Source organism: uncultured Romboutsia sp. (genome assembly GCF_958366745.1).
GTDB classification, from domain to species: domain Bacteria; phylum Bacillota; class Clostridia; order Peptostreptococcales; family Peptostreptococcaceae; genus Romboutsia; species Romboutsia timonensis.
Genome location: NZ_CATXCO010000059.1, coordinates 1 through 11,377, shown reverse-complemented (window position 1 = coordinate 11,377; position 11,377 = coordinate 1). Strand labels below are relative to the sequence as shown.

The following is an 11,377-nucleotide window of genomic DNA, read 5'->3' as shown; positions in this document are numbered from 1 at the left end:
TGATGAATTTATAAATTTAATTGATAAAGATTCAGTAATTGCAGAACATGCTATACAACCATTAGTACAAGATTTAATTTACCAAATTGATAAAACTATAGCCCTTACTTTAATTGATGTAGTTTTAGGTGGAGATGGACTTTTAGAAAATTATGATAGAAACCTTACTGAAATAGATAAGCAATTATTATTTCAAAGTGTTAATGACTTCTTAAAGAGAATGTATGTAGTTGAAAGTTGTACACACAGAGAAGTATTAAGAGTTCATATAAATGCGGGAGCAAGTAAAAAATATCCTATAAGTGAATCTGTCTTAATTGCACATATGAAGGTTATGTATGAAGACAAGGAAATAGGTAAAATGAGATTTTGTGAACCATATAGCTGTATGGAACCAATACTTGATTTATTAGAAACTAAAAAATTATTTAGAAATAAGAATCAAGAATATGATTTTGAATTTACAAATGCAATTTATAACAATGTGTGCGGAGCAAAGGTTGATTTAATTGCAAGATTAGGAAAGTCAACTATAAAAGTAAATGAACTCCTTGATTTAAAAGTAGGAGATATAATAACTTTAGATACAAAAGTAGATGGAGATATAGAGCTAGATGTTTCTGAAGCTAGATCGTTTAAATGTAGACCAGGATTAATAAAAAATAAAAATGGTGTAGTAATAACTGATAGTGTTAAGAAAGGAGTATAGACAATGAATAAAAATCTTGCTAGAGTATTAGATATAGAACTTAATGTAAGTGTTATTCTTGGTAGAACTAAGATGGCACTAAAAGACATATTTGAGCTAGGTAAAGGTTCATTAATAGAATTGGATACCTTTGAAAATCAAGAGGTTGAAATATATGTAAATGGAAGAAAAATCGGATATGGTCAAATAGTTGTAATAGACCAAAACTTCGGAGTTAGAATAACTAATATACTTGGTGAAGATGAATTAGTCAAAACATTAAGTTAAGAGTATCTATCATAGGAAGGACTGGTAAATGAGTAAATTATTAAAAAGCAAGTACAATAATAGTGGGGATAGATGTGTAGATGCTTGCTTAAGCTATGGAGAATTAAGGTACTTAGACAATGAGGGGCAGCCCATTAATATTGAGGTTCCTGAAGATAAATATGAAGAAGCAATAATAGATTTTACTGAAAGAAAAAAAGAAGGATTGGTAAGTAACAGTATAGATCCAATTAAGGTATTAAAAAAAGGAAGCTTCACATATAATCAAGTAAAAAATATAGCAAATTTGAATAAGATAAAAGGGTTAAGAGTTTTTGAAATAGATGGAAGTATAGAACTTGAACATACTTTAGGTGTATCAGGAAGTATAGAGTATGCTTTAGCTATATGGAATGGTGATAGCAAAGAAGTAGCATTAGAAAAAGCAATTATTAGAGCCATAAAAATACATGGTGTAAATTTTGTAAAGTCATTAAAGCTTGATGAAAAATATGAATCTATATATGACAAAGTAGCTAAATTAGGTAGTATAGCAGAAAATCAATTATATACTATAAAATATTGTAAAATCCAAGATGAGATATATAGTAATATTGTAGATATGAGAATTAACTTAAAAAGGGGTTCTGATATTGCAATAGGAAGTATTGGTTCTTTAATAGGTTTTATATTAGTACAATTATTTACTAATTTTGGAAAGTTATTAAATAATATATTTATTCATGTAGGGATTAGTATATTTATTATGATTTTATTTTATATTCTTTCAATAAAACTTGTAAAGGCGATAAGCTATAATTACATAAAAAATACCAATGGCTCTATAATTGATATGTTTAATGATGAACTTGAGTATTATAGTTATAATAATCTTCTTACAGAAGATGAAAATAATATTATAGTTGAAAATATAACTAAGGGAGAAATTTCAAAGTTAATTGTTGAAATAAAGGGTAGTGTTAACAAAAAAATATCTATAAATAAAGTGATATCAAAAGAAACTGAATTTATTTTGGAATCTAGACGAAATATTTTTCTTCCAAATGATAATGAAATAAAGGAAATAACTGAAAGTCTTATCAAAAAATATTTTAATAAAGTTAATGTATAAAAAAATTGCTCTGAACAATTTATATGTTCAGAGTAATTTTTTTATTATATAAAATGAATAAGGTAAAAAATAAAAAATTTGTCGAAAAATATAAAGTTATATTAATACTTATCCGTATAAATAAAATGTAAATTATAGGATAGATTAGATTTATTAGAGCAGGGAGGAAAAAGAATGAATTCATTTAAAAATTTAAAAATAGGAAAAAAGCTTATATTATCTTTTTTAACTATATTAATTTTAACGAGTAGTTTAAGTATATATATATTAGGAAAATTATCATATACAGCTAATTTAACAGATTATATGTATGATGGACCATATAAATTAGTTAATGAGTCTTTAGGGATTCGTATGGAAATTATCAATATATCAAGATGTTTAAATAGTGGCTTTGTTGATAACAACCATACTGGAGAAAATAAAACTATAGCAGAGTCATTTAATAAAATAGAAGAAAATATAAAATCAATAAGTGCAAATGAATTAATAGCATCATCTATAGGTGATCATTTAAAAAATCTTGAAAATGCAATAGAAAACTATAAAAGTGCATATGAAAATTTATATGCAAGAACACAAGTAGAAGGATTTACTAATAATGTTAATGATATAGATGCATCAGTTATTTCAACATATTCAAATACATACAACAAAGTAATAGAAGAGGCATCAATATTAAATGAAAATGCCAATAAAATTATGGAAGAGTTTTTAACAGATGCAGATAAAACAGCTAAGCAATCTACAATAATAAGTATAGCATTATTAATAGTAGCTATATTAGGAGTATCATACATAAGTATATACATAACAAAAACTTTAAGAGACCCATTAGTTGAAATTGAAGATGCGGCTAACAAAATGGCTGAAGGAGACTTTGATGTTTCTATATCTTATGAATCTAAAGATGAGTTAGGAACTTTAGCTGATAGTATGCGTAGAATGGCTAATAATACAAATGAAGTTATAAATGATACAGTAAATGTATTAGGTGAAGTAGCAGCAGGAAACTTTAATGTATCTACAAATGTTGAGTTTATAGGCGTATTTAAAGAAATAGAAGACTCTATAGAAAAAATAACTAATGATTTAAGTGAAACAATGTCACAAATAAGTTCAGCATCAGAAGAAGTTGGAGCGGCATCAGATCAAGTATCAAGTGGAGCTCAAATGTTAGCTCAAGGAGCAACAGAACAAGCAAGTGCTGTTCAAGAATTATCTGCAACTTTAACTGAGATATCAGAAAAAATAAAGAATACAGCAGAAAATGCTCAACATGCTAACAGCTTAACAATAAGCGCAGGACATGAAGTTCAAAATGGTAATGAACAAATGAAAGAAATGGTTAAAGCAATGGACGAAATTTCATTTACTTCAAATGAAATAGGAAGAATAATAAAAACAATAGATGACATAGCATTCCAAACTAATATATTAGCACTTAATGCTGCAGTTGAAGCTGCTAGAGCTGGAAGTGCTGGTAAAGGATTTGCTGTTGTTGCTGATGAAGTTAGAAATCTTGCAGCTAAATCTGCTGAAGCTGCTAAAAATACAGCAGTACTTATTGAAAATTCAATAGCAGCAGTAGAAAATGGAACTAAAATAGTTAATAATACGGCTGAATCTCTTGGAAATATAATTGAAATAACAAACCAAACTATGAATTCAGTTGAAATGATAGCAAAAGCATCTGATGAACAAGCCGAAGCAATAGCTCAAGTAACTTTAGGAGTAGAACAGATTTCAGCTGTAGTTCAAAATAACTCTGCAACATCAGAAGAAAGTGCAGCTGCTAGTGAAGAGTTAAGTGGACAAGCACAAATGTTAAAATCTCTTATTGAAGGATTTAACGTAAAAGGTGGAAACCAATCTCAAAGAAGCATGGATTTTATGAATAATGATGCAAGTTATTTTGATATGTATTAAGAATAATATAATACAGTAAAGTCATATTAATGTTTATTTGTAAAAAGGAGGCTTTTATGCTTCCTTTTTATATAATAGACAACTAATATATTTGTTTAACAATAAAGGAGATAAAAAATGAGTGGAATAGATTCTATGACTGAGTTTTATGTATATGAAAATATGCAATTGCTAGAGCAATTAGAAGAAATTTTGCTTTCTGGTCAATCTGATACTGGAGAATTGAGTCAAGAGGAAATAGAAGAAATCTTTAGAGCTATGCATACTATAAAAGGCTCATCAGCTATGATGGGATATGATAGTTTAATGAATCTTACTCATAGTATTGAAGATGTTTTTGATGAAATAAGAAGTGGTAGAAAACTTACTCAAAGCAAGTGGGAAGAAGTTATTGACGTAGTACTTGCAATAATAGACTTTTTAAAAGATGAAATATCAAAAGTTCAAGAAGGGTTGTTTCCTCAAGCTAGTATAGAAGAACTTTATCAAAGATCAAGCAACTTATTAAAAGAAGATATAGAAGAAAATATATCATATAATACACAAGTAGATGAAACAGTTGATGAAGTTGTTAACTTAGATTCAAATGGAATGAAAATAAAAGTATTTTTTGAAGATGGATGTGGAATGGAATCTATAAGAGCACTTGGAGTTTTAATGTCTCTTGAAGGAATGCATTCATCAATAAAAACAGTACCAGAAAATTTAGAAGATGACTGTGATGGAGAAATAGCACAAAATGGACTTTTACTAGTTCTAGAAAATCCAATAGACAAAGAAGCAATTGAAAAAGCTATACAAGGAACAATGTTCCTTAAGTGTTTTGAAATAGAAGAACCTAATGAAAATAATAAAGAAGAAGTAGCAGAAGCAGAAGTATCTGAAAAAATAGAAGAAATAGAGATAAAAGAAGATTTAAATAAAGAAGAAACTGTAATCGAAGAAACTATTACTAATAAAGAAGAAACACATGTTTTAGAAGTAGTTAAGGAAGAAAGTCAAACAGAGGTTAAGGAAAATAAAATAGAAGAAAAGAAAACTTTAGATAAAAATAAATCTAATAAAGAAACTAAAAATAATTTCCTTACTGTAAACATAAATAAAATTGATATATTAATGAATTTAGTAGGAGAGATTGTAACAACAGAGTCTATGGTAGAAAAACAATCTCAACTTGAAAACTTTGATAGAGATAACTTTGAAAAACAAGCTAGAAGATTACATCAATTGACTGCTGAGTTACAAGATGTAGTTATGTCTATCCGTATGGTACCTATATCATCTACATTTACTAAGATGCAAAGAGTAGTAAGGGATATGAGTAAAAAAACTGGCAAAATAGTAGACTTAGAACTTATAGGAGAACAAACAGAAGTAGATAAAACTATACTTGAAAACATATCAGATCCACTTATGCATATGATTAGAAATAGTATGGACCATGGTGTTGAAATGCCAGAGGAAAGAAAGGCAGCTGGAAAGCCTGAAAAAGCAACAGTAACACTAGAAGCTAAAAATACAGGTGGAGATGTTGTAATAGTTATAAAGGATGACGGTAGAGGTTTAAACAAAGAAGCTATTGTAAAAAAAGCTATAGAAAAGGGAATTACAACTAAGAGATTAGAAGAGATATCAGATAAAGAAGCATACAACTTTATAATGGCTCCAGGATTTTCAACTAAAGAAGCTGTTACAGAATACTCTGGTCGTGGAGTAGGGATGGATGTAGTTCATACTAACATAAAAAAATTAAGAGGTTCTATAACAATTGATAGTGAGAGCGGAAAAGGCACTATGTTCATAATTCGTATACCATTAACATTGGCTATAATAGATGGAATGAAAGTTGAAATAGGAAATGAAATATATATAATACCATCTCTTAATATAAAAGAAGTATTTAGAAGCGGGTCTTATGAAATTGTAAAAAATCCTAATGGTGAAGAACATAGTATTGTTAGAGGCAATTGCTATAAAATTCATAGATTAGCAGACATATTAGGAATTGAATCTAAAGATAAAAACGAAGGAATAATGATATTAGTTGAGTCTGAAATAGGAAATATATGCATAATTGTAGATAAAATAATAGGCCAACAAAATGTTGTTATAAAACCAATACCTCAATTATTAACTCAATTTGAAAAAGTTCAATCATATATGTCAGGATGTTCTATATTAGAGGATGGATCTATAAGCTTAATATTTGATGTTAACTCAATAATAACTAGATAATACTTTTATAGGAGATATACTATGAAAATTAATAGAAAAATAAAAGTAGTAATAGTTGATGACTCAGGAATATTTAGAAGAGTTTTATTTAATCAACTTAAAGACCACCCTCATATAGAAGTTGTTGGTATGGCTAAAGATCCATATGAAGCTAGGGATGTTATTGTAGAGTTTAATCCAGATGTATTAATACTAGATATAATGATGCCGGGACTTGATGGAATTGAATTTTTAAATATATTAAAGAATAAAAGATTTATACCAACTATTGCAATTAGTGGTAGTAGTATTAATGAAAGTAATGCAATTGCAGCGGGAGCAGTTGATTTTATCGAAAAGCCAACTGCAAAAACTATGCGTAATTTTAATGAAACTTTGGTTCAAAAAATAATAAATGCATCAGGATTTTATGATTATAGCTGTTCTAATACAGAACTTAAAAAGACTAACATTATAAAAAATAATGTTAGTTATAATAGTAAAAATATAATAGCAATAGGTGCGTCTATGGGTGGAGTAGATGCAATAAGACACGTTTTAAGAGAGTTGCCATTAGGATTACCTGGCATAGTTATAACTCAACATATGCCCCCAATATTTACAAAAAAATATGCACAAAGACTTGATAAAGAATGTAGCATAAAGGTCGTTGAAGGTAAACATGGAGATGTAGTTTTAACTGGACATGCATATATTGCACCAGGTGGATATCAAATGGGAATAGTAAGAGAAAATAACAAGTATATCTTAGATATAAAAAAAGCTGAAAAAGTAAGTGGACATTGTCCATCAGTAGATTACTTATTTGAATCAGTAGCGATACATGCAAAAAATAATTCTATTGCAACAATACTAACAGGTATGGGAAATGATGGCGCTAAAGGATTATTATCTATAAAAAATGCAGGGGGATACACAATCGGTCAAAATAAAGAAACATGCGTTGTTTATGGTATGCCTATGGCAGCTAAAAATATAGGTGCTGTTATTAAAGAAGTTCCTTTAGAAGCTATTCCAAATTTGATAGTAGATAAATTTAGAACGATATAAACTTAATAAAACTTAGAGAGGGAAGGAACATACCTATGAATTTTGAACAAGAAAAGTTAAATGTATTTCGTGAAATTAGTAATATAGGTTCGGGCAATGCATCTACATCATTAGCACAAATGCTAAATGAAATAGTAGACATAGGAATACCTAACAGTGATTTAAGAGAATTTTCAGATATAACTAACAGTTATAGTTCACCAGAAGAACTTGTTGTTGGAACTGTATTACAAATATCAGGAGATTTAGAAGGTTTTATAATGGTAATAATGGACGTTGATTCAACACTTACTTTATTATCAAGATTATTAGGTAGAAAAATAGAGTGTGATAAAGAAAATTACGAAGAACTTTACAAAGAATTAAACTCTGTAGGAGAAATATGCAATATACTTTGTGGAACTTATTTAACTGCAATGTCAGATATGACTGGATTAACAATAGACCAATCAATACCATACTTTAGTGTAGATATGGTTATGGCAATAATGAACTTACCAGCTTCATTATATGGTGGTGAATCAGATTCTATACTATGTATAGAAACAGAATTCTTTACTTTAGATAGAGAGATAGAAGGAAAGTATTACTTTATACCTAAAGTAGAATCTTGTAACACATTATTATCTAAATTAGGATTTGAAGTATAGGTAGATTTAATGGCAGTTGCAAACGTAGGAATAGCAGATTATAAAATTATAAAATCACCAGATCAAATAATGACAGTTGGTTTAGGGTCTTGTTGTGGAGTTGTTATATATGATGAGATAAATAAAATAGCGGGATTAGTACATATTTTATTATCTGAATCAAAAACAGAAAAAAATCTAACAAATAGAGCAAAATTTGCTGACACAGGAATAACTCTTTTATATGAAGAGTTGAGAAAAAAAGGTGCAAACCCAAGATTTATGAAGGCCAAAATGGCAGGTGGAGCACACATGTTTAACTTCAATAATTCTAATAATGCTCTTACAATTGGCGAAAAAAATGTAAAAGTATGCAAAGAAACTCTATTTAAGTTAAGAATACCTATTATATCCTCAGATGTATTAGGGTCTTGCGGAAGAACTATTATATTTGATACAACTACTAATAAACTAAAAATAAAGAGTGTGGGCAAGAATGAAAAATTTATTTAGAAGAGGTGTATCAGTTTATGAATAATAATGAGGAAATTTTAGATAGCAAAATTGATGATTTATATATGGTATTTGTGATAAATAATCAAAAATATGCATTATCATCTAAATATATTACAGAAATAATTGAAATTTTACCAATAACTAAGGTACCATTCTTACCAGAATACATGAAGGGTATAATAAACTTAAGAAGTACAATTATACCTGTAATGGACGCAAGAATGAGGTTTGGCATGGAACCTATTGAATATAGTGAAAGAACTTGTATAATTATAATCGAAAATGAAGCAAATAAAATAGGATTAATTGTTGATGCAGTAAATGAAGTATTAACAATACCACCCAAACAAATAATGGAATCTACAAAAGAAAAAAATGATTTAAAAGAAAGTTTTGTAAATGGAATAAGTCAGATAAATAATGATATACAACTAATATTAGATTGTGATTCATTAGTGAATATTGTAGGAGATATGAGTAATGAAATTAACGAATAATGATTTTATACGTCTTAAGACATTTATGTATAACAACTATGGTATAAATCTTGAAAATAAGAAAACATTAATAGAAACAAGACTTGCAATAGTTGTTAAAAGATTAGGATTTAATGATTTTAAATCATATATAGATAATCTAATGAGAGATAAAACAGGAGAACAAGCATCTATAATAGTAGGAAAACTTACAACTAACTTTACTTATTTTATGAGAGAAGAAGCACATTTTGAGTTTTTAAGAAATGAAATATTTGTGCCTTATTTTAAAAAAGCTCCAGTTGGAGGAATAAAAATATGGTCTGCAGCATCGTCTACAGGAGAAGAGCCTTATTGTATATCAATGTTAGCAACATCTGTATTCGGAATAGGTGCAAAATCAAAAGTATCTATAACAGCATCAGATATATCGACTAATGTTTTAAGAACGGCTAAAAATGGAGTTTATACAGAAGATAAAATAGCTAAATTGCCAAAAACTTGGGTTCAAAATTATATGAAAAAAGTGGATGATAAAAGCTATGAAATAAATAATAATATAAAAAGTTTAGTTGATTTTAAATACTTTAACCTAAATCAAAGTATAGGATGGGAGTTTAGGAAATATGATGTAATATTCTGTAGAAATGTTATGATTTACTTTGATAATCCTACAAAACAAAAATTATGCAAAAGATTACATGATTCTTTAAAATCTGGTGGCTACTTAATAATAGGTTTATCAGAAAACTTATCAAACCTAGAAACTGGCTTTGAAAGAGTAAGGCCATCTGTTTATAGAAAAAAATAATTAACTTCAGGGAGGAATAAATATGAAAAGAGTATTAATAGTTGATGATGCATCATTTATGCGTATGTCTATAAAAAATATGCTTGCAAACTATGATTTTGAAATAGTTGGTGAAGCTGAAAATGGAGTTATGGCTATAGAAAAATACAAAGAATTACAACCAGATATAGTTACAATGGATATAACTATGCCAGAGATGGATGGATTAGAAGCATTAAGAGAAATTAAAAAAATTGATCCAGGTGCATCAGTTGTAATGGTTTCAGCATTAGGACAAGAAGCTAGAATGAAAGAAGCTATAATATACGGAGCAAAAGGGTTTATAGTAAAGCCATTTAAAGAAGAAATGCTTATATCAGCATTATCAAAATTATAAAGATAAATACTTTAACTAAAAAAGAAGATATAACATTATCTTCTTTTTTTATAGGCTATGTTTTAACAAAATGTTGATATTGAGTAAAAATTATATAGAATCTATATTAAATATGCTGATACATTATAACTATATATATTAAAGCATTTGGATAAGATGAATAGTTTCATATAAAACACAAAATAAATATACATAATATTTATAAAATAGTATTGAAAAAATTGTCGAATTTTGCTATAATTTATTGTGTCGATGAATAGTATTATTTATTAATCTAATATATATCCAAAAACTTTCAAAGTGTATATTGTTTACTATAAAATAAGACGACATTAAGAATCTCATAGAATAAGATATCAAAACCACATAAAAAACCAATTAGATAATATTAATTATTTAGTTGGTTTTTTAATATCGATAGTTATAACATAATTTACAGAAAATTAAGAAAATACATCGACTTTATATGTATTATGTTATATAATGTATTATAGATATTACTATTCATTCATTTTATTAATTAAATATTTTAAGGTATATTAAAAATTACTTTTTTAATATTTAAATTGTTTTATAAAAATTCCTTATTAAATACTCAAATTAAACCAATTAGATAATATTATTATTTAATTGGTTTTTTACTATTCAAAACTTACCTAATTTCAACATCGTGTTAAAACACAGCATTTTTATAAAAAATTCAAAAAATAATCTAAATAAATTTAAATAAGTACCGTATATAAATAATAGAGTGATTATTTAAACTTAATGTAGGATGGGGGAACAATAACTATGGATACTCCAAATCAAACAAAAATACTTTTAGAGTCAGGTACAAATGAACTTGAGATAATGGAATTCACTGTAGGTGGAGAATTATTTGGAATAAATATAGCAAAAATACGTGAAATCATGAGAGCACAAGAAACTAAGAGAATGCCAAACTCACATAATTTTGTAGAAGGTATATTTAAACAAAGAGGAGAGGTAATAACAGTAATAGATTTAGCCAAATGTTTAAATATAGAAAGATCAGAAAATAAAAGTCATGATATATTCATACTTACACATTTTAACAAGTTAAACTTTGCGTTTAGAGTTGAAAGTGTAGTTGGAATAGACAGGGTTTCTTGGGAAGATATAAAAAAACCAGATAAGGTTATATACAGTGGAGAAGACAGTGTAGCAACTGCAATAGCTGAATATAAGGACAGACTTATAACTATATTGGACTTTGAAAAAATTATAGCTGACATAAGCCCAGAAAC

12 protein-coding genes are annotated in these 11,377 nt (G+C 27.5%); all 12 read left to right on the top strand.

The window, feature by feature from the left end; genetic code table 11:
* Positions 1 to 709: FliM/FliN family flagellar motor switch protein (locus Q5F54_RS05980; RefSeq protein ID WP_302334100.1), on the top strand; the 709-nt coding region annotated here is incomplete at its 5' end.
* Positions 710 to 712: 3 nt separating this feature from the next.
* The gene (gene fliN / locus Q5F54_RS05975; RefSeq protein ID WP_071119236.1) at positions 713 to 976 is read left to right on the top strand and encodes a flagellar motor switch protein FliN; all 264 of its coding nucleotides are present in this window, start codon (positions 713 to 715) and stop codon (positions 974 to 976) included.
* Positions 977 to 1,004: 28 nt separating this feature from the next.
* On the top strand, positions 1,005 to 2,087 hold the full coding sequence (locus tag Q5F54_RS05970; protein ID WP_302334099.1) for a hypothetical protein: 1,083 nt from the start codon (positions 1,005 to 1,007) through the stop codon (positions 2,085 to 2,087).
* 174 nt (positions 2,088 to 2,261) lie between these two features.
* The gene (locus tag Q5F54_RS05965; protein WP_071119238.1) at positions 2,262 to 4,016 is read left to right on the top strand and encodes a methyl-accepting chemotaxis protein; all 1,755 of its coding nucleotides are present in this window, start codon (positions 2,262 to 2,264) and stop codon (positions 4,014 to 4,016) included.
* Between the two features lie 117 nt (positions 4,017 to 4,133).
* Positions 4,134 to 6,251, top strand: a complete 2,118-nt coding sequence (locus Q5F54_RS05960; protein ID WP_302334098.1) for a chemotaxis protein CheA — start codon at positions 4,134 to 4,136, stop codon at positions 6,249 to 6,251.
* Positions 6,252 to 6,272: 21 nt separating this feature from the next.
* The gene (gene cheB, locus Q5F54_RS05955) at positions 6,273 to 7,301 is read left to right on the top strand and encodes a chemotaxis-specific protein-glutamate methyltransferase CheB (RefSeq protein ID WP_302334097.1); all 1,029 of its coding nucleotides are present in this window, start codon (positions 6,273 to 6,275) and stop codon (positions 7,299 to 7,301) included.
* Between the two features lie 35 nt (positions 7,302 to 7,336).
* Positions 7,337 to 7,951 carry a chemotaxis protein CheC gene (locus Q5F54_RS05950; protein WP_071119241.1) on the top strand — a complete coding sequence of 205 codons (615 nt, stop codon included), beginning with the start codon at positions 7,337 to 7,339 and terminating at the stop codon, positions 7,949 to 7,951.
* A 9-nt stretch (positions 7,952 to 7,960) separates the two neighbouring features.
* Positions 7,961 to 8,443: a chemotaxis protein CheD gene (locus Q5F54_RS05945; protein WP_288702064.1), complete on the top strand. Its 483-nt coding sequence runs from the start codon at positions 7,961 to 7,963 to the stop codon at positions 8,441 to 8,443.
* 17 nt (positions 8,444 to 8,460) lie between these two features.
* Positions 8,461 to 8,943, top strand: a complete 483-nt coding sequence (locus Q5F54_RS05940) for a chemotaxis protein CheW (protein WP_281538321.1) — start codon at positions 8,461 to 8,463, stop codon at positions 8,941 to 8,943.
* Complete coding sequence (locus Q5F54_RS05935) at positions 8,927 to 9,733, top strand: protein-glutamate O-methyltransferase CheR (RefSeq protein WP_302334096.1); 807 nt, start codon at positions 8,927 to 8,929, stop codon at positions 9,731 to 9,733. The genes Q5F54_RS05940 and Q5F54_RS05935 overlap by 17 nt, the downstream gene beginning before the upstream one ends.
* Before the next feature lie 22 nt (positions 9,734 to 9,755).
* Entirely contained in the window at positions 9,756 to 10,109 is a 354-nt protein-coding gene (locus Q5F54_RS05930) for a response regulator (RefSeq protein WP_288247595.1), read from the top strand.
* 792 nt (positions 10,110 to 10,901) lie between these two features.
* The coding region (locus Q5F54_RS05925) for a chemotaxis protein CheW (protein ID WP_302334095.1) at positions 10,902 to 11,377 on the top strand (476 nt) is incomplete at its 3' end.